The organism is Lentzea terrae (assembly GCF_003265345.1).
Taxonomy (GTDB): Bacteria; Actinomycetota; Actinomycetes; order Mycobacteriales; family Pseudonocardiaceae; genus Lentzea; species Lentzea terrae.
Genome location: NZ_QFWW01000020.1, coordinates 584,526 through 609,191, shown reverse-complemented (window position 1 = coordinate 609,191; position 24,666 = coordinate 584,526). Strand labels below are relative to the sequence as shown.

At 69.7% G+C, this 24,666-nt stretch carries 27 protein-coding genes; 14 read left to right on the top strand and 13 right to left on the bottom strand.

Going from position 1 to position 24,666, the window contains the following annotated elements; all coding sequences use genetic code 11:
* Positions 1-45: 45 nt before the first annotated feature.
* The 3 genes from DI276_RS24755 to DI276_RS24745 form a co-directional block, all read right to left on the bottom strand.
* The gene (locus DI276_RS24755) at positions 46-1,659 is read right to left on the bottom strand and encodes an SDR family oxidoreductase (protein ID WP_198680864.1); all 1,614 of its coding nucleotides are present in this window, start codon (positions 1,657-1,659) and stop codon (positions 46-48) included.
* Between the two features lie 2 nt (positions 1,660-1,661).
* Positions 1,662-2,558 carry a PDR/VanB family oxidoreductase gene (locus DI276_RS24750; protein ID WP_112267275.1) on the bottom strand — a complete coding sequence of 299 codons (897 nt, stop codon included), beginning with the start codon at positions 2,556-2,558 and terminating at the stop codon, positions 1,662-1,664.
* 64 nt (positions 2,559-2,622) lie between these two features.
* A complete protein-coding gene (locus DI276_RS24745) occupies positions 2,623-3,480 on the bottom strand; it encodes a metal-dependent hydrolase (RefSeq protein ID WP_112267271.1) in 858 nt (285 codons plus the stop codon).
* 70 nt (positions 3,481-3,550) lie between these two features.
* Between DI276_RS24745 and DI276_RS24740 the strand changes: the two genes are divergently transcribed.
* Positions 3,551-4,162: a TetR/AcrR family transcriptional regulator gene (locus tag DI276_RS24740; RefSeq protein ID WP_112267269.1), complete on the top strand. Its 612-nt coding sequence runs from the start codon at positions 3,551-3,553 to the stop codon at positions 4,160-4,162.
* Here DI276_RS24740 and DI276_RS24735 read toward each other — a convergent pair.
* A complete protein-coding gene (locus DI276_RS24735; protein WP_198680863.1) occupies positions 4,107-6,794 on the bottom strand; it encodes a BTAD domain-containing putative transcriptional regulator in 2,688 nt (895 codons plus the stop codon). The genes DI276_RS24740 and DI276_RS24735 overlap by 56 nt on opposite strands.
* A gap of 63 nt (positions 6,795-6,857) precedes the next feature.
* Between DI276_RS24735 and DI276_RS24730 the strand changes: the two genes are divergently transcribed.
* A complete protein-coding gene (locus DI276_RS24730) occupies positions 6,858-7,385 on the top strand; it encodes a DUF4386 domain-containing protein (protein WP_112267265.1) in 528 nt (175 codons plus the stop codon).
* Here the strand turns inward: DI276_RS24730 and DI276_RS24725 are convergent.
* On the bottom strand, positions 7,360-8,313 hold the full coding sequence (locus tag DI276_RS24725) for a class I SAM-dependent methyltransferase (RefSeq protein ID WP_157984910.1): 954 nt from the start codon (positions 8,311-8,313) through the stop codon (positions 7,360-7,362). The two genes, DI276_RS24730 and DI276_RS24725, sit on opposite strands and share 26 nt — an antisense overlap.
* Before the next feature lie 170 nt (positions 8,314-8,483).
* Between DI276_RS24725 and DI276_RS24720 the strand changes: the two genes are divergently transcribed.
* The 3 genes from DI276_RS24720 to DI276_RS24710 are packed head-to-tail and all read left to right on the top strand — an operon-like array spanning position 8,484 to position 11,219.
* Complete coding sequence (locus DI276_RS24720; RefSeq protein ID WP_112267261.1) at positions 8,484-9,014, top strand: hypothetical protein; 531 nt, start codon at positions 8,484-8,486, stop codon at positions 9,012-9,014.
* Positions 8,995-9,639, top strand: coding sequence for a response regulator transcription factor (locus tag DI276_RS24715; protein WP_112267258.1), 645 nt, complete (start codon positions 8,995-8,997; stop codon positions 9,637-9,639). The genes DI276_RS24720 and DI276_RS24715 overlap by 20 nt, the downstream gene beginning before the upstream one ends.
* Positions 9,636-11,219 (top strand): sensor histidine kinase, encoded by a 1,584-nt coding sequence (locus DI276_RS24710; protein WP_112267256.1) that lies wholly within the window; start codon positions 9,636-9,638, stop codon positions 11,217-11,219. Before DI276_RS24715 ends, DI276_RS24710 begins: the two co-directional genes overlap by 4 nt.
* Here DI276_RS24710 and DI276_RS24705 read toward each other — a convergent pair.
* The 6 genes from DI276_RS24705 to DI276_RS24680 form a co-directional block, all read right to left on the bottom strand.
* Positions 11,200-12,024, bottom strand: a complete 825-nt coding sequence (locus DI276_RS24705) for an SGNH/GDSL hydrolase family protein (protein ID WP_112267254.1) — start codon at positions 12,022-12,024, stop codon at positions 11,200-11,202. The two genes, DI276_RS24710 and DI276_RS24705, sit on opposite strands and share 20 nt — an antisense overlap.
* Position 12,025: 1 nt before the next feature.
* On the bottom strand, positions 12,026-12,868 hold the full coding sequence (locus tag DI276_RS24700; protein WP_157984909.1) for an SGNH/GDSL hydrolase family protein: 843 nt from the start codon (positions 12,866-12,868) through the stop codon (positions 12,026-12,028).
* Positions 12,869-12,930: 62 nt separating this feature from the next.
* The gene (locus tag DI276_RS24695) at positions 12,931-15,132 is read right to left on the bottom strand and encodes a heavy metal translocating P-type ATPase (protein ID WP_112267250.1); all 2,202 of its coding nucleotides are present in this window, start codon (positions 15,130-15,132) and stop codon (positions 12,931-12,933) included.
* Positions 15,122-16,003, bottom strand: a complete 882-nt coding sequence (locus tag DI276_RS24690) for a hypothetical protein (RefSeq protein ID WP_112267248.1) — start codon at positions 16,001-16,003, stop codon at positions 15,122-15,124. The genes DI276_RS24695 and DI276_RS24690 overlap by 11 nt, the downstream gene beginning before the upstream one ends.
* Positions 16,004-16,006: 3 nt before the next feature.
* Positions 16,007-16,213: a heavy-metal-associated domain-containing protein gene (locus DI276_RS24685; protein ID WP_112267246.1), complete on the bottom strand. Its 207-nt coding sequence runs from the start codon at positions 16,211-16,213 to the stop codon at positions 16,007-16,009.
* Positions 16,214-16,231: 18 nt separating this feature from the next.
* Positions 16,232-16,513, bottom strand: a complete 282-nt coding sequence (locus DI276_RS24680) for a metal-sensitive transcriptional regulator (RefSeq protein ID WP_045310143.1) — start codon at positions 16,511-16,513, stop codon at positions 16,232-16,234.
* Between the two features lie 218 nt (positions 16,514-16,731).
* On the opposite strand from DI276_RS24680, the gene DI276_RS24675 reads away from it, so the two are divergent.
* Positions 16,732-17,064, top strand: a complete 333-nt coding sequence (locus tag DI276_RS24675; RefSeq protein WP_232836879.1) for a KUP/HAK/KT family potassium transporter — start codon at positions 16,732-16,734, stop codon at positions 17,062-17,064.
* Between the two features lie 8 nt (positions 17,065-17,072).
* Positions 17,073-17,630: an AAA family ATPase gene (locus DI276_RS24670; protein WP_112267244.1), complete on the top strand. Its 558-nt coding sequence runs from the start codon at positions 17,073-17,075 to the stop codon at positions 17,628-17,630.
* Between the two features lie 65 nt (positions 17,631-17,695).
* Here the strand turns inward: DI276_RS24670 and DI276_RS24665 are convergent, their stop codons facing one another.
* Positions 17,696-18,106, bottom strand: coding sequence for a ribonuclease domain-containing protein (locus DI276_RS24665; RefSeq protein ID WP_112267242.1), 411 nt, complete (start codon positions 18,104-18,106; stop codon positions 17,696-17,698).
* 221 nt (positions 18,107-18,327) lie between these two features.
* Here DI276_RS24665 and DI276_RS51220 point away from each other — a divergent pair, with 221 nt between their 5' ends.
* Positions 18,328-19,218 carry a cellulose binding domain-containing protein gene (locus DI276_RS51220; RefSeq protein ID WP_198680862.1) on the top strand — a complete coding sequence of 297 codons (891 nt, stop codon included), beginning with the start codon at positions 18,328-18,330 and terminating at the stop codon, positions 19,216-19,218.
* A gap of 19 nt (positions 19,219-19,237) precedes the next feature.
* On the opposite strand, the gene DI276_RS24655 is transcribed toward DI276_RS51220, so the two are convergent.
* A complete protein-coding gene (locus DI276_RS24655) occupies positions 19,238-20,002 on the bottom strand; it encodes an IclR family transcriptional regulator (RefSeq protein ID WP_112267240.1) in 765 nt (254 codons plus the stop codon).
* A gap of 71 nt (positions 20,003-20,073) precedes the next feature.
* On the opposite strand from DI276_RS24655, the gene pcaH reads away from it, so the two are divergent.
* The 6 genes from pcaH to DI276_RS24625 are packed head-to-tail and all read left to right on the top strand — an operon-like array spanning position 20,074 to position 24,660.
* The gene (pcaH, locus tag DI276_RS24650) at positions 20,074-20,811 is read left to right on the top strand and encodes a protocatechuate 3,4-dioxygenase subunit beta (protein WP_112267238.1); all 738 of its coding nucleotides are present in this window, start codon (positions 20,074-20,076) and stop codon (positions 20,809-20,811) included.
* On the top strand, positions 20,804-21,298 hold the full coding sequence (gene pcaG, locus DI276_RS24645) for a protocatechuate 3,4-dioxygenase subunit alpha (RefSeq protein WP_112267227.1): 495 nt from the start codon (positions 20,804-20,806) through the stop codon (positions 21,296-21,298). The genes pcaH and pcaG overlap by 8 nt, the downstream gene beginning before the upstream one ends.
* 35 nt (positions 21,299-21,333) lie before the next feature.
* Positions 21,334-22,404, top strand: a complete 1,071-nt coding sequence (locus DI276_RS24640; RefSeq protein ID WP_232836878.1) for a lyase family protein — start codon at positions 21,334-21,336, stop codon at positions 22,402-22,404.
* Positions 22,401-23,156, top strand: a complete 756-nt coding sequence (locus DI276_RS24635) for an alpha/beta fold hydrolase (protein ID WP_112267225.1) — start codon at positions 22,401-22,403, stop codon at positions 23,154-23,156. The genes DI276_RS24640 and DI276_RS24635 overlap by 4 nt, the downstream gene beginning before the upstream one ends.
* Entirely contained in the window at positions 23,153-23,494 is a 342-nt protein-coding gene (locus DI276_RS24630) for a carboxymuconolactone decarboxylase family protein (RefSeq protein WP_112267707.1), read from the top strand. Before DI276_RS24635 ends, DI276_RS24630 begins: the two co-directional genes overlap by 4 nt.
* Complete coding sequence (locus tag DI276_RS24625) at positions 23,491-24,660, top strand: 4-hydroxybenzoate 3-monooxygenase (RefSeq protein WP_269814295.1); 1,170 nt, start codon at positions 23,491-23,493, stop codon at positions 24,658-24,660. The genes DI276_RS24630 and DI276_RS24625 overlap by 4 nt, the downstream gene beginning before the upstream one ends.
* Positions 24,661-24,666: the final 6 nt, after the last annotated feature.

Sequence of the window (24,666 nt, the reverse complement as noted above, 5' to 3'; positions counted from 1 at the left end):
ATGGACGGACGAGCTCGGCACGCCGGCTGCGACTCGGCTGGCGAGTCAGCCGACGTCCAGCTTGGCGAACGTGCGCAGCAGACCTGGTGCGACCCGGCTCGCGAGACGTGCCGCCTTCGCCTCGACCGTCACCGGCACCACCGGCCGGTTGCGGCGAACCGCGCGCACGATCTCGCCGGCCACGCCCTCGGGGCCGAAGCCGCGTTTGGCGTAGATGCGGGACGCGCGGGCCTGCTTGCGGCGCTGTTCCTCGGCGCTGACGCCGGAGAACGTCGTGGTGGCCGTGATGTTCGTGTTCACGAGTCCCGGGCAGATCGCGCTCACGCCGATCGCGTGCGGCGCGAGCTCGGCCCGCAGGCAGTCCGAGAGCATGAACACCGCGGCCTTGCTGGTCGCGTATGCGGAGAGGATCTTCGACGGCAGGTAGGCCGCCGCCGAGGACAGGTTCACGATGTGACCGCCCTCGCCGCGTTCGACCATCAGTTCGCCGAACGCGCGGCAGCCGTGCACGACACCCCACAGGTTGACGTCCAGCACCCGCTGCCACTGCTCCGTCGAGGTCGACAGGAACGACCCGGAGTGGCCTATACCAGCGTTGTTAACGACAACATCCGGCACACCGTGCTCCTCGGCGACCTGCTGCGCCCACGTCCGCACCGCTTCTTCTGAGCGCACGTCGACCTCGTACGCGTGGCCGCCGACGATCTCCGCGGTCTCCTTGGCCGCCGCGAAGTCCACATCGGACACGACGACCTTCGCGCCCGCTTCGGCGAACGCCACCGCGGTCGCCCGGCCGATGCCGCTGCCGCCACCGGTGATCACCACGAGCTCGCGCGGGGGAGTGGAGTCCTGCACGAACTCGCTGATCATGCGGGCGAGCTGGTGCGGGTGGCTCAACGGTGCCCAGTGCCCCGCCGCGATCTTGCGGCGCCGCAGTGCCGGTACCCAGCGCTCCAGGTCGAGCGGCTCGGTGCGGACGTAGCGGTCGCGCGTCGGCTGGACGACCTGGACCGGCATGGGTGCCGTGCGGTGCCGCGGCGAACGCATGACCTGGCGGATGTTGGCCCGGTACAACGAGATTCCGCGCACGGCGTCCCTGGTGATCGTGCGCGCGGGCGTTGCCTCGACGCCTTCGAGCCGCTTCAGCACGCCTCCCCAGCGCGGGCCGAGGTAGAGACGCCAGAACAGCGGCGCGACGACCGGCAGGTGGAACGCGCCGATGTACCAGGACCTCAGGAACTGCCGGATGTGAGCGATCGACAAGCCCTTCCGCGACCAGTGGCCCATGTGGTCGAGGCACGGCCCGGAGATCGAGGTGAACGTGGCGATCCGCGCGCCGGGCGTGGTCACGGCCTCCCAGGCCTGGATCGAGCCCCAGTCGTGGCCGACGAGGTGCACCGGCTCGTCCGGGCTGACCGCGTCGATCACCGCGAACAGGTCCTGCGCGAGGTGCTCCAGCCGATAACCGTCCTCAGCGGATGGCGGCGTCGAGTCGCCGGCACCGCGCACGTCGTAGGTGACGACCCGGAAGTCCTTCTCCAGCAACGCTGCCACGCGGTCCCACACGACGTGCGTGTCCGGGTATCCGTGCACCAGGACCACGGTCGGCCCTTGTTCGCCGCGCACCTGCACGGCCAGTTCGACTTCTCCGGAACGCACCTTCACAGTTCCTCCAACACGAGTCGGTCACCGGCCGGCCGGTCCACGCAGATCCGCACGCCGCCCACGTCGCACGTGCCGCAGAACCCCCGCCGGCACGAGTAGGCGACCGACGGCCAGAAGTCCCTGATCACGTCGAGGGCCGACCGGTCGGCGGGCACCTCCAGGGATACCCCGCTGCGCCGCAGTTCGACCGTGAACGGCCGGCCGTCGACGATCGGTGGCGGGCGGAAGCGTTCGAAGTGCAGCCAGCGCGATGCGAACTCGGAGCGGACCTGTCCGAGCATCGACGACGGGCCGCAGCAGTAGACCGCGCCGTTCGGGTGCGCGTCGCGGAGGAGTGGCCCGCCGCGTCCGATCCTGATGTCGACCCGGCCGATCGGCAGTTCGTCGAGGAACGGCATGGCTTTCGTCGACCGCCCGCAGTAGACGAGCCGCCAGTCCAGGCCCGCCTTGGCGGCCGCGTGGACCATGGGCAGGATCGGCGTGATCCCGATACCGCCCGCCACGAACACCACCGGCCCGATGCCGGCGAACGGGAACGCGTTGCGCGGGCCGCGCACCTGGATCCGGTCGCCGACCTGCAACGCCTGCACCTCGCGTGATCCGGCGCCGACAGTGCGGACGGCGATCCGGTAGGTGGGGTCGGCCGGGTCGCCGCACAGGGAGTACTGACGCCGCAGGCCGCTGGGCAGGTGCAGGTCGAGGTGGCAGCCGGGCTGCCAGGCGGGGAGGGCGGTGCCGCCGCACCGGAGGCTGACGACGTCGTCCGCTACTTGTGAGCGTTCGACAACGTTGAGCCACAAGGCATCCCGGGCTGTTCCGGGACGCGCGCGGCCGCCGAACCGGGTGACGGCGCGGTCGTACAGCTCGCCGAACCGAGTCAGACTCTGCAGCATCGGGCCGCCTCTTCGTGCGGCGTGAGAGGGCTCGAAGCTCCGCCCCACATCGCGCTACCCAGCATCAGTGCGCCTCCCTGGCTGCCGGTGACGACGCCAGACAAGCAACGGCCTGTGCCGTCGACCCTTCCTGCTTCGGGTGGTAGGCCGGGTGGAAGTACCGCAGGAACGCCCGGAAGATCTCCGACAGCTTCGGCAGCAACCCCCGCCGCCCGGCCCGCATCGCCTCACGCCAGGTCAGTCGCACCTTGGTGGTCTTGTCCGCGCGCACCATGAACACCGCGCCGCGGACCCACAGCCAGAACAGCACCGGCGCGACCAGCAGCATCGTCCGCGCGCGCCGCACGTACCGGCGGTCGAGGTGGCACATCAGGTCGTACGCGACGCTGCGGTGCTCGACCTCCTCGGCGGCGTGCCAGCGCAGCAGGTCGAGCATCACCGGGTGGATGCCGGCCCGGTCGAGCGCGTCGGCGTTCAGCAACCAGTCGCCCAGATACGCCGTGAAGTGCTCGACGGCCGCCACGATCGCGACCCGCTCGATGAGCTGCTCGCGCGCCTGCTCCTCGCTCAGGCCCGGCTTCGGCCCGAGGATCCGCCGGAACACGTGCTCCATCTGCCGCGTGAACGGCCGCGGGTCCAGCCCGTTCGCGAGCAGGTGGTCGAGCACCTCGCTGTGCGCCTCGGCGTGCATCGCCTCCTGCCCGATGAACCCGAGCACGTCCTCGCGCAGCGTGTCGTCCCTGATCAGCGGCACGGCCTGCTGGAACGTCCGGACGAACCACCGCTCGCCCTCCGGCAACAGCAGGTGCAGGACGTTCATGACGTGCGTGGCCACCGGCTCGTCCGGGACCCAGTGCATCGGCAGGGTCGACCAGTCGAACTGCACGTCACGCGGTTGCAGAACGAGGTTGTCCGGCTCCATCGCATACCTCCGCCAATTACTACGCCCGCGTAGCTTTGTGAAAGCTACGCCACCGTAGCAATATGGACCCGTGAGCACAACGCGCCGGAAGTACGCTCGCCGCCTGCCGCCCGAACAGCGCCGCGAGCAGCTGCTGGACGCCGCCCTGAGCCTGATTCCGGCAGGCTTCGACACGGTGACGATGGAATCCGTCGCCAAACAGGCCCAGGTGACCAAACCCGTCCTCTACGACCTCTTCGCCAACCGCGCCGAGCTGATCAGCGCCCTGTTGGAGCGCGAGGCGGCCCGAGCCACCGAGCAGGTCATCGCCGCCCTCCCGACCGACTTCGCCACCCGCTCCCCGGACGACGCCTTCGCCGACGCCGTGCGCGTCTTCGTGCACGCCGTCGTCGAGGCCCCGGACCGCTGGCGCCTGGTGCTCCTCCCGCCAGAGGGCACGCCGCACGAGTTCCGCGCCCAGGTCGAACTGGTGCGCGCGGGCGTCCTGGCCCAGATCGAGGATCTCGCGGCGCTCGGCCTGAAGGAGCTGGGCGGCCTCGACGACCTCGACGCGGACCTCCTGGGCCACGCGATGCTCGCCCTCGCCGAGATGTCGGGCCGGCTCGTCCTGACCGACCCGGAGAAGTTCACCCCTGACCGGCTGGTGGCCTTCGTGACCCGGATCGCGCACGGTCTGCGCTGAGCGCTGCCCGCATGTAGCGCAACGCCGCGCGGTCGTCCATGCCCGGTGCCGTCGTGGTGATGTCCGTGACGAGTCGCTCAGCCGCTAGCGCTCCGAAGTCGTTGGCGTGCTTCAAATAACCGAGTACCCGCGTCGCTTCCTCGCGCATGGTGGCCTTGGCGATCGCGATGAACTCGACCGCCACGACGCTGGCCGCCACGACGTTGCCGGTCTCCAGCAGCTCGTCGATGTGCGCCGCGAGCAACTCGAACGCCTTGTCCCGGTCTCCTCGCCGAAACGCCCGGCGCGCCTCGGTCGTCTTGTTGGCGGACAACGTGCCCGGCGGCAGCTCGACGTCCGCGGCCTCGTCGAAGAACGGATCCGGATCACGTCCCTGGAACATCGCGCTGTAGCCCAGGGTCTGCAACGCCCAGTGCAGCAGGGTGGGTGGCCCGAACTCGCGATACCGCTCGACCAGCTCGCCGACCTGCTGGTCGACCTGCGCGAAGTGCCCGATTCCGAGGAGCGTGCCGGCGGGCATCAACCCGAGGAACGCCTTGAGGTGTGGATCGTCCAGTGAGGACAGTGCTGCCGGCAGCGACTCCGCGAGCTGCTGTCCGTCGCCGGACGCATAGGCCCGCGCATACCGGCTGAGTGGATGGTCGAGCGCGTCGGGCAGGGGGGCGGGGCTGGAACTCTGGATGTTTCGCTCGGCGACCCACACCAGCCAGAACGCCCGTAGGACCGGATCGACGCCACCAGCACTGTCAGACCCATCCGCTAGTGTTGATTTTGGGGGAACCCGGCGGGTGTCGTGTGTGTGGTGCGTTGCCATAGGGAGCAGGAGCCCTGACTGGCGGTCACCCATGGCCAGGATCCGCTCGGCCCAGTCCCCGATCTCCCGCCGCCCCCGCAGCGGAAGTTCCGTCACCACCGGTCGGACCAGCGCATCCGCCAGCCGCAGGTCGCCCGACTCGAAAGCCCACAGGACAGCGGCCCGCAGGTTCGGCCACAACTCCGCGAGTCGCCCGACCCCCTCGACCTCGCGAGGCCCGGCCAGCAGCGCACCCACAGCCATCACCTGCCGCAAACACCAGTCCGCGTGCAGCGCCAACGCCGAGGAACGATCAAACACCTGCGCGGAAGCGAACTCCCGCAACGGTTCCAGCAACCGGAACCGCCGCCCGAACGGTCCATCACCAACAGCCACCATCGACCGCTCGACCAGATCCCCGAGCACACGGTCCTCAGCCACCGCACTCAGGTCGAACGGCGCCGCGAACACCGAAAGCCGGCAGAACAACGCACGTTCAGCCGCCGACAACAGGTCGTAAGACCACTGCACCGCAGCCTGCACCGTCCGATGCCGCGCCGCGCCGGTCCGCCGAACCCCGATGTCCAGCCGAGTGAGCAACTCCGCAGGCCGATGACTCCGCACCCGCGCAGCAGCCAGCTCAATCGCCAGCGGAATCCCATCAAGCCGATCGCACAACGCAGCAACAGACCCGTCCGGCGAATATGAGGGGTCAGCAGCGCGCGCACGCAGGTCAAACAGCTCGACGCTCGAAGCCGCATCCAACGGCTCCACAACAACAACCTGCTCGTCAGCAACGGACAGTCGTTCGCGCGAAGTAGCCAACACCTGCACCGAAGAACACACAGCAGCAGCAAACGCCGCAGCGCCGTCCAACACGTGCTCGCAGTTGTCCAACACCAACAACGACGGCCGAGCCAACACCACCGCCTGCGCCACGGAAAGTCCGGGCCGCTCAACGATCCCCAACGCATCCGCAACGGCCCGCGGCACATCGTCCGAAGACGAGATCTCCGCCAGCGACACGAACACCCCGTCGAACGCAGAAGCCAGCCGCGTCTTCCCGATCCCGCCCGGCCCCACCAACGTGACCACAGCAGATCGCCGCAACGCCTCCGCAACGGCCACAAGATCGGCATCACGCCCGATCAGCACCGCAGCCGGAACCGGGGCGTGCGCAAGCACCTGTTGCTCCACCGCACGCAGCTCCAGCCCGGGCTCAACCCCGAGCTCGCCAACAAGGTGCGCACGAACCCGTTGGTACACCGCGAGAGCGTCGGCCTGCCGACCAGCCCGATAGAGCGCCGTCATCAACAACGCCGCCAACTGCTCACGAGTCGGATAGTCCGCCACGAACGACGACAGCTCACCAACAACCGCGCGCGGATCAGCAGACACGCGACGAGAGAAGTCCATCTCGACCGCGCCCAGCCACTCCTCGGTGAGCCCCGCGACGGCCGACGCCAACCCAGGCGCCTCCAGCCCGGCCAGCGGCACGCCACCCCACTCCGACAGCGCCGCGGCAAAATCCCCAGCCCGCAAAATAGAGCGAAACCGTGCCACATCAGTCGGCACATCGAGCCGATAGGCCGCACCGACCCGTGCGATGGCATCAGCGCCAAGCGACTTCCGCAGCTGTGCGACGTGCCACTGCAACGCCTTGGCCGAGGAAGGCGGCGAATCACCCCACACGAGGTCGATCAGCCGGGACTCCGGCACCGGCGCCCCAGCAGACAGGGCCAGCGCGGCCAGCACGACCTGCGACCTGGGCGACCCGAGGTCGACCAGCGAGCCGTCGTCGGTGGTGGCGCGGACACCACCGAGCAAACCGATCCGCACCGGCGAATTCTCACACACCACACGCACACCGGCCGCACACCGACGCGAGCCAACCTCACGGCCATGACAGCACGGATCACCGGTTCCCTCTTCATCATCGCCACGGCCTCAGGAGTGGTCAGCGCCGCCACACAAGGCACAACCCGCGGGCTGTGCGTGTTCCTCATGGCCGTGGCCATCGTGTTCATCGCACCGACGCTGTTCCCCGTCCTCAAACAACACGGCGAAGGCGCCGCGATGGGGTACGTCGTCGCCAGAACGTTGGAAGTCGTCTTCCTGATGACCGCCATCGCACCGATCGCTCACCTAAAAGCAGATGAGCTGTGGGGCCACGCCAGCGCCATCTACTTCTGCGTGAGCGTCGTGCTGCTGAACGTCCTGCTCTTCCGGTCTCGGCTCGTGCCGCGCTGGATCTCCGTGTGGGCCCTCGTCGCCGTGGTGCCCTATCTGACCGGTGCGGTGCTCGTGCTGCTCGACGTCCTCACACAAACACAGGCCAGCTCCTTCTTCGTGCCGCTGGCGATCAACGAGATGGTGCTCGCGGTCTGGCTCCTGGTGAAAGGCTTCACCGACGAGTCCGGACGTGCGTGAGCAACGCGAGCCCGGTCGGGTCGACGCCCACCGAAACGTCGCAGCCCGGCAGCAGCGCACGCACGGCGGCCTCGTCGCGTTCGATCACCTGCCACTCCATGAGGTACTCCAGCGGCCACCGGAACGGGTTCCCGACCGCGGTGCAGGAGAAGTAGAACGTGCCACCCGGCCGGCAGAGCCTGGTCAGCACGGCCTCCGTCAGGCGGACGGCCGCGCGGTCGTTGAGGTAGTCGTAGAGGCCGTTGACGAGCACGAGGTCGAACGGCCCGAGCTCCGCCAACGGGCCGAGCGCGCGGAAGATGTTGCCGGGCACCGCGGTGGTGAAGTCGTTGAGCAGGCCGAGCCGCTTCTGGGCCAGTGCCAGCGCGTCCGGGTCGACGTCGGTCAGCACGAACCGGTCGCCGGGGCGGACGATGCCCGGCGGGATGCTCCGCAGGTCGGGCGCGGCTCCCGAGGCGATCAGCAGCACCGAGCGCGGGCCGTTGCGCGGTGCGGTCAGCACGTCGCTGATCAGGCGGGCCTGGTGCATCACCCGGTTGCGCTGCTGCTGGGTGATCGCCGAGCTCTGCAGGCTGGTCTCGACGTGCCAGGCGAGGGTGCCCGGCGCGGCGCCGTTGGCCTGGGCCAGGACGTGCTCCACGAGCCGGAAGTCGCTCGGGTAGCCGCGGGTCCACTCCTCCTCGCTGCGCATGAAAGGTGAACGTGCACATGCGGACCTGGCTGGCTGGACGATCGCGGCGATGTCCTCGTCCGGCACGCCCGCGAGCACACTGGCGCCGATCTGCGTGCCGAGCGTGCGGAAGCGGCCCCCGACCAGCATGTGCGTGGCGGGATCGGTGAGGTTGAACTCCTTCTCACTGCGCAGGAACCCGTCCACGGCGTCGTTGAGCCGGTGCAGGACGTCCATGCTTTGCGGGAGCACTGTCATCGAACACATCCTCGCTGCGGCAACGGTTCCAGAGCCTGTCAGCCGGCGCCGCCGACCGACAGAGGCTTTCGGGTAATACGGGGATAACCCTGCCCGGAGTTCACGGGATGCCCTCGTAGTTCCGGCGCTTGAGAACGCGAACTCTGAAAGCCACTCGAAAGGAGAAGACGATGGAGTGGCTGAACGAGGTTGCCTCGTGGGCGTGGGCACGGCATCACAACGAGCTCAGCTGGTACATCCGGCCGCTGTTCCTGCTGCCGTTCGCGTACTTCAGCTACAAGCGCAGCTGGTGGGGCATCGGGCTGACGCTGGTCGCGCTGGCGACGAGCATGGCGTGGTTCCCCGCGCCGGAGCACCCGACGCCGGGAGCGATCGAGTTCCTCGCCGCCGAGCGCGAGTACCTGCTGGGAGAGTGGACCCCAGCGAAGATCGCGATGGCTCTTGTCGTGCCGTTGTTCCTGGGAGGGCTGACCGCCGCGTTGTGGCGGCGGTCGATGGCCTGGGCGCTGGTCGCGATCAACGCCGGTGGGTTGTTCAAGATCGCGTGGTCGTTCGCGATCAGCGACTTCCAGGCCGCGATGCAGCTCTTCTACCCGGCCGCGGCTGGACTCGTCGTGTTGAACGCGGTCCTGTTGTTCATGTGGCGGCGCCGAAAGGTCGCGCACGTGGTTGCATCGGCCCATGCGGGTGGCACTGGCTGACGACGCGGCGTTGTTCCGCGAGGGTGTGGCGCGGTTGCTCACGGATGCGGGGTTCGAGGTGGTGGCGAAGGTCGGCGACGCGGCCGAGCTCCTGGCTCGGGTGCACGCCGACCCGCCGGACGTGGTGGTCGTGGACATCCGGATGCCACCGGGCTTCACCACCGAGGGCCTCGATGCGGCGCGGGAGATCCGCACGACCTACCCCGCGATCGGCGTGCTGGTGCTGTCGGCGCACGTCGAGCCGCACTACGCGCTGCAGTTGCTGGACGCGGACGCGCGCGGGGCCGGGTACCTGCTCAAGGACCGGGTGGCCGACCTCGCCGAACTCTCCGACGCGGTGCGCAGGGTCGCGGCGGGCGGGCTGGTGATCGATCCCGGCGTGGTGGCGACGCTGGTCGGACGACGGCGGGTCGACGACCCGCTGGAGACGTTGTCGGAACGGGAACGCGAGGTGCTCGCCGTGATGGCCGAGGGACGGTCGAACCAGGCGATCTGCGAGCGGTTGTTCCTCAGCCCCAAGACCGTCGAGGCGTACGTGCGGTCGGTGTTCACCAAGCTCGGGCTGCAGCAGGGACCCGACGACAACCGGCGCGTGCTGGCCGTGCTCGCCTACCTGCGCCGATGAGAGTCCTCTGGCTGGGCACCGGGTTCCTCGCGCTGGCCGCGCTGGTCTGGGGCGGCTACGAGGTGTCGGTGCCCGCGGTCGTGCTCAACCTCGCGGTGGGGCTGTCGTTCATCGGCGCGGGCGTCGAGGCGGCGGACCGGCGCCCGGACAGCTTCTCCGGGCAGTTGATGATCGCGGTCGGGCTGGCCTGGTTCGTGCGGCTGGCCGGGGCGATCGAGAACGATGTCGCGTTCTTCATAGGGATCGCTTTCAAAACGTTCTACCTGGCGGTGCTGGGGCATCTCCTGGTGACCTATCCGACCGGACGCATCACAAGTCGTTGGCAGCGCGTAGTTGTCAGCGTTGCCTATTTGCTGACAGTGCCGGTCAACGTCGGCTATGTGCTGGTCTCGCCGGTGGACGGGCCGCAGAACATCGTGGTGATCCGCGAGGTCTCGTCGCCCCGCGTGCCGGCCGTCGCCGTGGTTGTGATGATCAGCGCGATCGTGCTGTTCTGCGCACTGTCGGCCCGGATGATCACGCGCTGGCTGCGGTCGGGCAGCGTGGCCCGGCGCGATCTCGGGCCGGTCGTGTGGGGTGCCGCGGCGATCGGGCTGACCGTGGTCGTGACGTACCTGGCGGCGTTGCTCGGGTTGCCGTCGGCCGTGCAGGTGGCGTTGCAGTGGTCCACCGAGGTGGTGCTGGTCGGGTGGCCGCTGGCGTTGCTCTACGGGCTGCTGCGGGCGCGGCTGGACCAGTCGGCGGTCGGGGACCTGGCCGTCTCGCTGGGGGCCGGGCTGCCGGACGACCTGCGGTCGGTGTTGGCGCGCACGTTGCACGACCCGTCGCTGGAGATCGTCTACGGCGAGGTGGCGTCGACCACGCGGGGTGTGACCTATCTCGAGGCAGGCGGGACGCGGCTGGCGGCGCTCGTGCACGATCCCGCGCTGGATCCCGGGTTCGTGCGGGCGGTCGCGGCGAGTGCGGCTTTGGCTCTGCAGAACGAGCTGCGGGCGCAACGCCTCGTGGATGCGGCTGACGACGCACGCCGCCAGGTCGAACGCGATCTCCACGACGGCGCGCAGCAGCGGTTGGTGTCGGTGCTGCTCACGTTGCGATTGGCGGAGAACTCGCCCGAACTGCTGGCCGCCGCACGCGAGGAGCTGGCCAGGGCGTTGGACGAGCTGCGTGAGCTCGCTCGTGGCATCTATCCGGTGCTGTTGACGGATGCCGGGCTCGGTCCGGCGTTGCTGTCGCTCGTGGAACGGTCCGCGGTACCGGCGGTGCTCGTCGGTGTACCGGAGGAGCGGCTTTCGCCTGTCGCGGAACGGACCTGCTACTTCGTGGTCGCGGAGGCGCTCACCAACGCGGCCAAGCACTCTCGGGCGCGCGAGGTGCGGATCGAGGTGCGGTGCGTCGACGGGCTGGTCACGGTCGATGTGAGCGATAACGGCATGGGTGGTGCGTCAGGGCTGCGCGGGCTGGAGGACCGGGTGGCCGCGTTGGGCGGGCGGCTCACGGTGCGGTCGCCGGAGGGGGAGGGGACGACAGTGCTGGCCGAGTTCAACGACCCATTGCGTTTCAGCGACTCGCGGCGATGACCGCGTCCGCGATCGCCTGGTGCCCTGCTGGAGTCGGGTGCACGTCGCCGCGGTCGCAGTAGTACGTGAGCGTGCACACCTCGGCGACCGAGGCCGGGATCTGGCCGTACCTGGCGTCCTCGGTCAGGTCCGTCAGCGTTCGGTAGCCGCCGGTCGTCCTGGTGACGTCGACGTACCTCGCGCCGAACCTGGCGTACTCGGCGGCGATCTGGCTGTTGAAGTCCTCGTACAACGTGACCGACGTGCGGGCGACGTCCTCGCCGTTCGGGAACTCCCGGTTCACCCAGGCGCCGAGGAACACGTCCGGGTAGGACAGTCCGACGATCTGCACGTGTGGCGCCGCTTCGCGCAGCTTCGTGAGCATGGCGGAGATGTTGACCTTGGTGTCGCCGGCCGCGGCGGCCGCGCACTCGGCCGGGTTCTCGGCCACCGCGCACGGCTCCAGCAGGTCGTTGCTGCCGATCACGACGGTGACCAGGTCGACGTTGCCGGTGCGCAACGCGTCGACGGTCGCGTCGACCTGTGTCCTGCTGTCGTCCTCGGGCCCGCACGCGGGCTGGGAGAGCAGGTCGGCGGAGGTGGCGCCGTTGCAGGCGACGTTGACCAGCTTCAGCCCCTGCCGTTCGGCCACGATCTGGGCGAAGCTCGCACCGGTGCCTTCCGGGCCGTAGCCCGTCGCGTAGGAGTCGCCGATCGACACGTACGTCCGCTGGTGAGCGTTCTCAACGCCGGCGGAATCCACACCGGGCGAGGTGCACGCGGCCAACGCCAGGACCAGCGCTGCGAGCAGGGGGAGCCTTGGCATCTCAGCGGCTCGCGGCGAGGACGGTGTCCGCGATCGCCTGGTGACCCGCGGGCGTCGGGTGCACGTCGGTGCGGTCGCAGAAGTAGGTGAGCGTGCACACCTTGGCGACCGAGGTGGGGATCTGGCCGTACTTCGGGTCCTGCGTCAGCTCGGTCAAGGCGGCGTAGCCGCCGGTCGTGTTCGTGACGTCGGCGAACTTCGCGCCGAACTTCGCGTACACGGCCGCGATCGTGCCGTTGAAGTCCTGGAACATCGGGACCGACAGCTGGGCGATGTTCTTGCCGTTGGGGAACGACGGGTTCACCCACGCGCCGAGGAACACGTCGGGATAGGTCAGCCCGACGATCTGCACGTCCGGCGCGGCCTCCCGCAGCTCGGCGAGCGCGGCGGCGACGTTGTTCCTGACGCCGGCGACGGTCGTGGTCGCGCAATGCAGCGGGTCCTGGGAGATCGCGCACGGCGCCAGGTCGTTGCCACCGATCACCACCGTGACCAGGCCCGCCTTCCGGCCGCGCACCGCCCCGACTGCGGCGTCGAGCTGGGTCTTGCCGCCGGCGTCCGGTCCGCACGCGGGCTTCGTGGCGAGGTCGGCGGAGGTGGCGCCGTTGCAGGCGAGGTTGATCAGCTTCCGGCCGGACTTCTCGGCCACGATCCGGGCGAAGCTCGCACTGGTGCCGCCTGGTCCGAGACCTGTGGCGTAGGAGTCGCCGATCGACACGTGGACCTGCTGCTCGGCCGGTGGCTGCGCACTGCTCGACGTGGGTGCCGGCGTGGGCGTCGGCGGGGTCGAGGAACACGCGGTCAGCGCGAACAACAACGCTGTGACCAGCGCAAACCTCGGCACACCTGCTCCTGTGGATCGGGAACTGATGTGCCGAGGCTACGAAACCACCCGTGAGGGCCGTGTCAGCGGAACGCCCGCAGGCGCAGGCTGTTGGTGACGACGAACACCGAGGAGAACGCCATCGCGGCGCCGGCGATCATCGGGTTGAGCAGGCCGAGCGCGGCCAACGGCAGCGCCGCGACGTTGTAGGCGAACGCCCAGAACAGGTTGCCCTTGATCGTTGTGAGCGTGCGCCTCGACAGCCGGATCGCGTCCACGGCGGCGTTGAGGTCACCGCGCACGAGCGTGAGGTCGCTCGCCTCGATTGCCACGTCCGTGCCCGTGCCCATGGCCAGACCCAGGTCGGCCTGGGCGAGCGCGGCGGCGTCGTTCACGCCGTCGCCGACCATCGCCACGACACGGCCCTCGTCCTGCAGCCGCTTCACGACGTCGACCTTGTCCGCGGGCAGGACCTCGGCGATGACCTCGTCGATGCCGACCTCGGCGGCCACGGTGCGAGCCGCTGCCTCGTTGTCGCCGGTCAGCAGCACCGGACGCAGCCCGAGCTCGCGCAGGCCCGCGATCGCTTCCTTCGAGGTGGGCTTGACGGTGTCCGCGACGACGAGCACGCCGCGGGCCTTGCCGTCCCACGCGACCAGCACCGCCGTGCGGCCCTGCTGTTCCGCCGCTTCCTTGGCCTCGGTCAGCGCCGGGTCGAGCTGGACGCTCCAGTCGTTGAGCAGCTTCTCCCGGCCGACGAGCACCGCGTGTCCGTCGACGACGCCCTGCACACCGAGTCCCTCGACGTTCTGGAAGTCCTCGACGGCCGGCACCTCGCCCGCCGCCCTGGCGATGGCCTTGGCGATCGGGTGCTCGGAGGCGTGCTCCAGCGCACCGGCCAGCTTCAGGACCTCGGCCTCGTCTTCCGCAGTGTGAACGCTGACAAGACTCATCTGGCCCGTGGTGACGGTGCCGGTCTTGTCCAGCACGACGGTGTCGACGCGACGGGTGGACTCCAGCACTTCCGGGCCCTTGATCAGGATGCCCAACTGGGCGCCGCGGCCGGTGCCGACGAGCAGTGCGGTCGGCGTGGCCAGGCCCAGCGCACACGGGCAGGCGATGATCAGCACGGCGACCGCGGCCGTGAACGCCGCGCCCGCGCCGTTGCCGGTGCCCAGCCAGAAGCCCAGCGTACCGACGGCGAGGGCGATCACGATCGGTACGAACACCGCGGAGATCCGGTCGGCGAGGCGCTGCACCTCGGCCTTGCCGTTCTGCGCCTCCTCGACCAGCCGAGCCATCTGCGCGAGCTGGGTGTCCGAGCCGATCCGGGTGGCCCGCACGACGAGCCTGCCGCCCGCGTTGACCGTGGCGCCGACGACCGAGTCGCCCACGCCGACCTCGACCGGCACCGACTCGCCGGTGAGCATGCTCGCGTCGACCGCCGAGCTGCCTTCCTCGATCACGCCGTCGGTGGCGATCTTCTCGCCGGGCCGCACGACGAACTTGTCGCCGACGCGCAGGTCGTTCGTGGGGAGCCGCACCTCGCGGCCATCCCGGAGCACGGCCACGTCCTTGGCGCCGAGTTCGAGCAGTGCCTTGAGAGCGGCTCCCGCGCGGCGCTTGGACCGCGCCTCGAAGTAGCGGCCGGCCAGGATGAACATCGTGACGCCCGCCGCGACCTCGAGGTAGATGTTGCCGGTCCCGGCCATCCGCTCGATGGTGAACGTGAACCCGTGCGTCATGCCCGGCGTGCCGGCGGTGCCCAGGAACAGCGCGTACAGCGACCACAGGAACGCCGCGCCGACGCCGAGGGAGATCAGCGTGTCCATCGTGGCGGCGCCGTGCCGCAGGTTCGTCCACGCGGCCTTGTGGAACGGCCACGCGGCGTAGGTGACGACCGGCCCGGCGAGTGCGAGCGACAACCACTGCCAGTACGTGAACTGCAGCGCCGGGATCATCGCGAGCGCGATCACCGGCACGGCCAGCACGGTGGCCGTGATCAGCCGCTGCCGCAACGTCTTCGTCGGGTCGTCCTCGGCGGCCGGTTCCTCCTGCGCCCGGGGGAGTTCGGCGGTGTAACCGGTGTCCTCGACGACCTTCACGAAGTCGGCGGGCGTGAGGTCACCGGCGTAGCTGATGCGGGCCTTCTCGGTCGCGTAGTTGACCGACGCCTCGACGCCGTCCAGCTTGTTCAGCTTGCGCTCGATCCGCGCGGCGCACGAAGCGCAGGTCATGCCGCCGATCGAGATCTCGATCGTGCCAGAAGTGGCTTCAGTGGCCATGACCTTCTCCTTCCTCGTGCGGCTGCGGCTGGGTTTGCGGCGCGGCCGGGGTCGTGATGCCGGCCGTCGAGAGCGTGAACTCGGCGGTGCGGACCTTGCCCTCGTGCTGGAAGTCCAGGAACAGGCGGTAGGTCCCGGCCGTCGGCACCTCGACCGCGAACTTCACCTCCGCGCTCTCCTCGGGGTGCACGTGCAGATACGCGAGGTCGGCCGACCGCAGCGCGACCAGGTGTCCCTTCGCGCCCAGGTAGTTCTGCAGGTCCGTCACCGGTGCGCCGTTCTTGCTGATGGCGATCGTGACGGTCGACGCGGTGCCGACACTGAGCTCACCGTTGAGGGTTACCTCGTAGCCGTCGACGGTGAACGTGCGGCTGTTCGGGTGCTGCCGCGGCCGGTAGTCGCCCGCGACCTGGACGTCGGCGCCGAGCGTGGTCTTCGGCCCGTCCTCCGGCTTGAAGTCGGCGAACACCCGGTAGCTGCCCGCCTCCTCGAGCTTCAGCGGCACCGACCACTTGCCGTCCGGTGCCATCTCCGGGTGCACGTGCCGGAAGTTCGACCCGTCGCGGCGGACGACGATCAGGTGCAGGCGCTTCTCGTGCTCCACGGCGAACTCGGTGACGGGCTTGCCGTCCGGTCCGTTGATGTAGAAGCCGAGCGGCTCCTGCAGCTGCAACGTGTAGCCGTTGTCCGAAACGGACAGTCCAGGTGGGAGCCTGCCCGGTTCGGCCTTGGGTTCGTTGTGCGGCTCGGTGTGCGCCATCGGTGCTTCTTGCGTCGGCGTGGGTCCGGCGGCGGCACCCACTGCCCAGGTGCCGCCGAAGATCACGGCCAGCGCCACGCCGTACAGGGCGACCTTGTACCCGGTCCTCATCGCTCAGCCCGCCAGCTCGTAGCCGGCTTCGGTGACCGCGGCCCGCACGTCGGCCAGCGCGACCGGTGCGGTGCTGGTGATCGTGACCCGGCCGGTCGGCAGGTCGACGCGCACGTCGCTGACGCCGCTGATCCGGCCGACCTCCTCGGTCACCGAGCTGACGCAGTGGCCACAGGTCATGCCGTTGACGGTGTGCACGGACTCGTTCATGGTCTGTCTCCTCACGGGTCAGGAACGGACCAGGCGGGCGATGGCGTCGCTGGCTTCCGCGATCTTCGCGTCGGCCGCGGTGCCGCCCTCGCTGATGGCCTGGCTCACGCAGTGCTTGAGGTGCTCGTCGAGCAGCCCCAGTGAGACCGCCTGCAACGCCCTGGTGGCCGCGGAGATCTGGGTGAGCACGTCGATGCAGTACTCGTCGTTCTCGATCATCCGCTGCAAGCCGCGGACCTGCCCCTCGATCCGGCGGAGGCGGCGCAGGTGGGCGTCCTTGTTCTCGGCGTAGCCGTGCATGTCTCGCTCCTTCTCCGGCCACCGCGCGGCCGGCTGGTGATGCCGGGGGAGCGGTGGGCTCGACACATTTATACCCTAGGGGGGTATGGGTATGTCAAAGGTTCTCGGTCAGCGGTACCTCTGTCCTGGGGTTATCGTGCGGAACGTGGATGATCGGCAGCAGCTCGCACACGACTCCGTCCGGCTGGCGGTGATCGTCGGAGCCCTCGGTGCCGCGCGTGCCGCTGGATCGCCGGATTGAGGTCGACGAGCTCGGGTACGCGGACGACGGGATCATCCACGTGAGCGCGCGCTTCGGCTACATGGAGACGCCGGACGTGCCGGCGGCGCTGGCGTTGCTGGAGCCCGACCAGACCGAGGGCGAGCTGAACCTGCGGCAGGCGCGGTACTTCCTGTCGAAGATCGAGCTGCAGCGCGGCAAGGCGCCGACGATGGCCGGCTGGCGCAAGCGGCTGTTCGTCGCCACGTCGTACATCACCGCGGACGCCGCCGAGCACTTCGGATTGCCCCGAGAGCGAACAGTGATCATGGGGGCGCACATCGATGTTTAGGTAGGGGCATGGACCACTACCTGAACCTGGAACCGACGACGGAGCGCCCCAGGCTCGTGCTGGTCGCGGGGATTCCGGGCACGGGGAAGAGCACGCTCGCGGAGTCGCTCGCCCGGCACCTCCGCACACCGATCTTCTCGATGGACTGGATGCTGGGGTCGCTGGTGCTGGCGCGCGCGATCACCGACGAGAACGCGGTCGAGGTGGTGGACCTCCAGCTCACCGCCGCGGCGGCCAGGCACCTCCAGCTGGGGATCGACGTGATCGTCGACGTGGCCGGGCACACCCGTGAAACTCGTGCACAGTGGCGTGAGCTCACCGAACGGCTCGGTGGCGTGTTCGTCGGCGTCGAGTGCGTCTGCTCGGACGAACGCCTGCACCGCGAACGGGTCGAAGGCCGGTCACGGGGCATTCCTGGTTGGCACGCAACGGTTCCGTGGCAGCACGTCGAGCGGATGCGCGGGCTGTGGGAGCCGTGGGAGGAAGACCACCTGGTGCTCGACTCGGCCGTCGAAACCCGGGAGAGCTCGCTGAAGCGCGTCCTGGACGTGCTGGGCGACCTCTGATCCGTCGACCTCGGGCACCTGGTCGGCGCTGCGGTCGTGGATCGACCGCAGCGCCCGGTGACGCGCTACAGGCGGTAGAAGTCGCTGTAGTGGTTGGGCGAGAAGTAGGTCACGCCGGTGTCCATGTTCACGACGATCCGGTACGCGTCACGGGCGGCACCGCGAGCGCGCGGGTAGACGTCGAACTCCTGGTAGTCGTAGCCGGTCGGGAGCTGGCCCTCGCGGTTGAAGAACGTGCCGCCGGCGAAGTTGTACCGGCCGGCGGGCCACGTGTACCAGCCGCGCGAGCCGGGGTAGCCCATCGACTTCCACGTCGAGTTGGCGGTGCGCGCCGCCGAACAGCGGGACTGCGTGCAGGAGTCGTAGACGGTGGCGTCCGCCGCGGGTGCGACGACCGTGGTCGCGCCGAGTACGGCCGCGACGATGGCGAGGGCGGCGAGCAGGCGACGCGTCCAGTGCGGTTGCAGGGTGTGCACTTCAGACCTCCATAGGCAGGGAACCTGGATGTCGTGATCATTTCTGTTGATCACCACGAGCCGGTGAACGGCAGGGAACCATCCGCGCAACTGTGGCCCGTTGACGTTCGCACAGATCACCTCGCCGCGGGGGGCTTGGATCAGCCAGGCCGCTGAACGCCCGAGTTGATCAACGCCGAACAGCCGATTGCGCGGACGGCCACCGGCGATAGGTTTGCGCAATGGCAGCACGGAACCACTTCTTGGTGCTGTTGACCCTGCTCACCGCCGCCTGCACGGCCGAGCAGGGCGGCACGCCCTCGCCAGCACCGCAGTCCTCCGCGCCGCCGATCGAGAACGGGGCCACGACCAAGGTGCGTGCCGTCATCGACGGCCGCACCGTCGAGCTCGCGAACGGTGCCCGCGCCCGCATCTCGCTGCTGGCAGAGCCGTCGTCCTGCGCGGCTGCCCTGGCGGTGGAGTTCGCCAAGAAGACGTTGCTGGACAAGGACGTCCTGGTCGGCAGCATCACGCCCGGCGAGGTGACGCTGTTGCTCGAGGACGGCGTCGACTACGCGTTGCTGGCCGTCAAGAACGGCATCCTGCGCGCCACCGGCGTCGACGGCGGCCCGCTGGTGGACGCGGAATCCAAGGCGTCGAAGGAAAAGCTCGGGATGTGGGGGCGGGACTGCACAACCTCGACTCCGCCGGCGCCACCACCCCCGCCGCCACCCCCGCCACCGCCACCGCCACCCCCGCCGTCCGTCTCCGCTCCTCGTCCTTCGGCCACGACACCGCCGGCGCCGCCCTCGCCGCCGTGCGTTGTCACCTACCGGGTGAAGAGGCAGTGGCCGGGTGCGTTCCAGGCCGAGGTGACCGTGCGCAACGTCAGTCGCGCCCTGGTCAACGGCTGGACGTTGCGCTGGCGCTTCGCCGACGGGCAGACCGTGTCGCACCTGTGGAACGGCGTGGTGTCCCAGTCCGGCGCGGATGTGAGCGTGACCAACGCCGGCTACACCGCGCTGATCGTGCCCGACGGCTCGGTGGCGCTCGGGTTCAACGGCACGGTCAAAGGCGCCAACAACGTGCCGGCCTCGTTCACGCTGAACGGCGCGACCTGCACGATCAGATGATCAGTTCGCCTGCGAGTGCTCACCGCGTGCCGGATCGGCGGCTGGAGAGGCTGCGCCCGATGCCGTGCGCCGCGACCCGCAGGCCCGAGACCAGGCGCACCTTGTCGCGCTTCAGGGACGGCACCACGACCCCGAGCGCCGCGACGACGGTCTCGTCCTGCCAGATCGGGACCGCGACGCTGCATCCGCCGATGGACATCTCCTCGTAGGTGGTGGCGTAGCCGTCGGTGAGCACCCGGTCGAGCTGTGCCTTGAGCTGTGCGGGCTGGGTGATCGTGTACGGGGTGATGCGGTCGAGCGACTTCATCGCCTCCCGGCGCACCGCCTCGGGCGCGTGGGCGAGCAGGACCTTGCCGACGCCGGTGGCGTGCAGCGGCAGGTGGGAGCCGATGTCGCTGACGACGGGCACCGAGCGCTGGCCCGAGACGCGGTCGAGGTAGAGGACCTTGAGCTTGTCGCGGACGCCGAGGTGCACGGTGGCGAGCGTGCCCGCGTAGAAGTCGTGCAGGAACGGTGACGCCAGGCGGCGCAGGTCGGTCTGCACGGGCGCGAGCGTGCCCAGCTGCCAGAGCCGTTGGCCGACGACGTAGCCGCTCGATGTTCGCGTTAACGCTCCTGCCTTGGTCAGCTCGTTCACCAGGCGGTGCGTGGTGGTGAGCGGCAGGTCGGCGCGCTGGCTCAGCTCGGTGAGGGTGAGCCTGGGGTGCTCCTCGTCGAACGCGGCCAGCAACGCGATGGTGCGCGCGACCACCGTCGCTCCCGGCACCGAGGTGTTCCCCGCCATTGCGGCTTCCTTCCACTCAGCGGAAGCCTACCGTCGACGGGGCCCGGCTCGCGTCCCTAGCGTTTGCTCCCGTGACGACCAGCCAGCACGAGATCAGCGACGAGATCGCGAAGATCCAGGCCGACTCACCGACGGGTGCGCCGCTGCTGGACTTCCCGCCGTACCGCAGCACCCTGTTGCGCCACCCGACCAAGGAGCTGCAGCTGGTCGACCCGGAGGGAGCCGAACTGCTCGCCCCGGTGTTCGGCCACTCCGACGTCGCTCCCGTCGAGTCCGACCTGACCATCCAGCGCGGTGGCGAGCCCATCGGCGAACGCATCCGCGTGCACGGCCGGGTGCTGGACGGCGACGGGCGCCCGGTGCGGCGGCAGCTCGTCGAGATCTGGCAGGCCAACGCGGCCGGCCGCTACTCGCACCAGGGCGACCAGCACCCGGCGCCACTGGACCCGTTCTTCACGGGGGTCGGGCGGTGTCTGACCGACGACCACGGTTGGTATTCGTTCACATCGATCAAGCCGGGCCCGTATCCGTGGCGCAACCACCACAACGCGTGGCGGCCCGCGCACATCCACTTCTCGCTGTTCGGCACCGACTTCACACAACGGCTGATCACGCAGATGTACTTCCCCGGTGACCAGTTGCTGGCGCTGGACCCGATCGCGCAGTCGATCACCGACCCCGCCGCGCGAGCCCGGCTGATCGCTTCCTACGACCACTCCCAGTCCGAGCACGAGTGGCTGCTCGGGTACCGGTGGGACATCGTGTTGACCGGCAGCCACGCGACCTACCTGGAGCCGTCCGATGACTGAAGCCACGCCGGGCCAGACCGTTGGGCCGTTCTTCCACCACGCGCTGGCGTATCCCGGTGACGCCGAGCTGGTGCCGTTCGGGTCGGCTGGATCCGTGGTGCTGCACGGGCACGTGTACGACGGCGAAGGCACACCCGTGCCGGACGCGATGATCGAGATCCGGCAGGCGGACGCGTCCGGTGTGGTGCCGGCTGTCGGCGGGTCGCTGCGGCGCCGCGGGGCCGGGTTCACCGGGTGGGGCCGGTGCTGCACCGACTCGTCCGGGCACTACTGGTTCAGCACGGTCGAGCCGGGGCTGCCGTTCTTCGCGGTGACGGTGTTCGCGCGAGGGCTGCTCGACCGGTTGTTCACGCGGATCTACCTGCCTGGGGCCGAGGGTGCTCGCGACGGGTTGGTGGCCTCGCGCGAGGACGACGGGCGGTTGCGGTTCGACATCCACCTGCAGGGCCCCTCCGAGACGCCTTTCTTCACGTTCCCGCGGATGTGATCGTGCTACCCGGGTCGTATCGCGCTGCCGGACTGGTGGATGACACCGCACTGGTCCGGGCGATGCTGGACGTCGAGGTCGCGTGGGCTCGGGTGCTGGGCACGCCGGTCTCGTTGGGGTCATGGGTGCCGGCCTTGGACCCCGTCGAGATCGAGGCTGCCGGCAACCCGGTGCTGCCGTTGGTCTCGGCGTTGCGCGCTCAGGTCTCCGGTCCTGTCCACACTGGACTGACGAGTCAGGACGTGCTCGACACCGCGCTGATGTTGTTGGCGCGCGGGGTGTTGACGCAGGTCTCCGCGGACTTGGAACGCGTTGGTTCGGCGCTGGCGCGGCTGGCTGACGAGCACCGGGCGAGTGTCATGGCCGGGCGGACGTTGACGCAGTTCGCGGTGCCGATCACGTTCGGGTTGAAGGCTGCCCGGTGGTTGGTCGGGGTGCTGGACGCGCTGGACGAACTCGACGACGTGTCTCTGCCGGTGCAGTGCGGTGGTGCGGCGGGAACGTTGTCCAAGGTCGCCGGCGATCCGATCGCGGCAGCTTCGGCGTTTGCCGGGCATCTGGGGCTGGTGTGGCCGGGGCTGCCCTGGCACACGTATCGGGCGCCGGTGACGCGTCTTGGGGACGCGTTGGTGCGGGCGTGCTCAGCGCTCGGCGTGCTGGCGGCGGATGTGCTGACGTTGGGGCGGCCGGAGATCGGTGAGGTGCGCGAAGGGGCCGTGGCCGGCCGTGGCGGGTCGTCGACCATGCCGCACAAGCGGAACCCGGTGTTGTCGGTGCTGGTGAACAGTGCTGCGCTGCAAGCTCCGCAACTGGGCGCGCAGCTGCACCTGTGTTCGGCGCGGGCGGTGGACGAGCGACCGGACGGGGCCTGGCACGCGGAGTGGCCGGCGTTGCGGTCGCTGCTGGAACTGGCGGTGGTGGCGGCTTCGCAGGCGGCCGAGCTTGTAGAGGGACTCGAGGTGCACGCGGACGTGATGGCACGGCGGGCTGCCGATGCCGCCGGGGAGTTGTTGGCGGAGCAGGGTGGCGGAACGGACCCGGCCGGGTACCTGGGTGCGGCGGAGTCCTTTGTGGACGTCGTGCTGAAGCGTTGGGAGGGAAGATGACCGTGGAGTTGAGCCTGACGCGCCTGGCCGGATCGGAGTTCTCCGAGCAGCTTCTGGTGGTCGGTCCCTCGCTCGGCACGTCGGTTGCGTTGCTGTGGCGGGACTGCGCGATCGTGCTGTCCGGCGAGTACGAGGTGATCGGCTGGGACCTGCCCGGCCACGGCTCCGGAGCGCCCGCCGCCGGGCCGTTCACCGTGCCGGACATCGCCGACGAGCTGAGCTCACGGGTCGAATCCTTGGCGGGCGGGCGGCGGGTTGCGTACGCCGGGGTGTCGTTCGGCGGGGCGGTCGGGTTCGAGCTGGCCACGCGACGTGAGTGCCCGTTCGAGTCGGTCGTGTCCATCGGGGCGGCGCCGCGGATCGGAGTGCCCGAGATGTGGCGCGAGCGCGCCGCGTTGGTGCGCAGGGCCGGGACGCCGGTGATGGTCGAGGGATCGGCGCAGCGGTGGTTCGCGCCGGGGTTCGTGGAGCGGGCGCCGCGGGTGGCCGGGGCGTTGCTGCGGGCGCTCGCCGACGCGGACCAGGAGTCGTACGCGTTGGCCTGCGAGGCGTTGGGGCAGTTCGAGGCCGGTCCGGCGGTGCGGCCGTTGCGGGTGTTGGTGGGGGAGCACGACGTCGTGGTGTCACCGGCGGGAGCCGACGAGGTGCTGGCCGGGTGCGGGCATCTGCCGCCGGCGGAAAATCCGGCTGCGGTCGCGGCGGTGCTGGTTCGGGTGCTTGAGGAGATGCGGTGTCCTACGACGACGGCATGAGGGTTCGGCGTGAGGTGCTCGGGGACGCGCACGTGGACCGGGCGGCACCGGACGAGTTCACGGCGGACTTCCAGGACTTCATCACGCGCTACGCGTGGGGCGAGATCTGGACGCGGCCCGGCCTGGACCGGCGGACGCGCAGTGCGATGACGTTGACGGCGTTGATCGCGCTGGGGCACTGGGACGAGCTGAAGCTGCACGTCGCGGCGGCGCTGCGGAACGGGCTGAGCGTGCCGGAGATCGGTGAGGTGATCATGCAGAGCGCCATCTACTGCGGTGTGCCTGCGGCGAACCACGCGTTCGCGGTGGCGCGGCAGGTCCTGAAGGAGGAAGTGTGACGCGGACCCAGGTCGGCATCGTCGGCGGTGGACCGGCCGGGCTGATGCTCTCGCACCTGTTGTCGCTCAACGGGATCGACAGCATCGTGGTCGACCACCGGACGCGCGTGGAGATCGAGAACACGGTCCGCGCGGGCATCCTGGAGGCGGACAGCGCCCGGTTGCTCGTCGACACCGGGGTGTCCGACCGGGTGCTGCGCGACGGACATCCGCACGAGGGCATCGACCTGCGGTTCGGCGGCGAGAGCCATCGAGTCGACTTCCGGGCGCTGGTGGGCGAATCGGTGTGGCTGTACCCGCAGACCGACGTGTTCGTCGACCTGGCCAACGCTCGTGCGCGGGACGGCGGCGACGTGCGGTTCGGCGTCAGCGACACGTCGGTCGACCTGTCCGGGCCGACGATCCGGTTCGTCGACAGCGACGGCGTCCGGCAGGAGGTGCACTGCGACCTGCTCGTCGGTGCGGACGGGTCGCGGTCGATCTGCCGCGCTGAAGTGCCGGAAGCCGTGCGCACGCACAGTTTCCGGGAGTACCCGTTCGCGTGGTTCGGGATCATCACCGAGGCACCGCGCAGCGCGCCCGAGCTGGTCTACGCGCACTCGCCGCGCGGGTTCGCGTTGATCAGCCAGCGGACCGAGACGCACCAGCGCATGTACTTCCAGTGCGACCCGTCGGCCGATCCCGCCGAGTGGTCGGACGACCGGATCTGGGAGGAGCTGCAGACCAGGGTGGCCGGGCCGGACGGCTTCACGCTGAACGAGGGGCCGATCACCGAGAAGACGGTGCTGCGGTTCCGGTCGTTCGTCGCGGAACCGATGCGTCACGGCCAGTTGCTGCTCGCCGGCGACGCCGCGCACACGGTGCCGCCGACCGGTGCGAAGGGCCTCAACCTGGCGCTGGCGGACGTGCGCGTGCTGGCTGAGCTGATCTCGCGGGCGCTGTTGAAGAACGACAGCGACGCGTTGGACGAGTACGGGCCGCGGGCGTTGGACCGGGTGTGGAAGGCACAGCACTTCTCGTACTGGATGACGACGATGTTGCACGCGTTGCCCGGCTCGTCGGACTTCGACGTGCGGCGGCAGCTGGGCGAACTGCGGTCGGTCGTCGGGTCGGAGGCGGGGTCGCGGTTCCTGGCCGAGGGCTACACCGGCTGCTGGCCCGCTTGAGCGGGG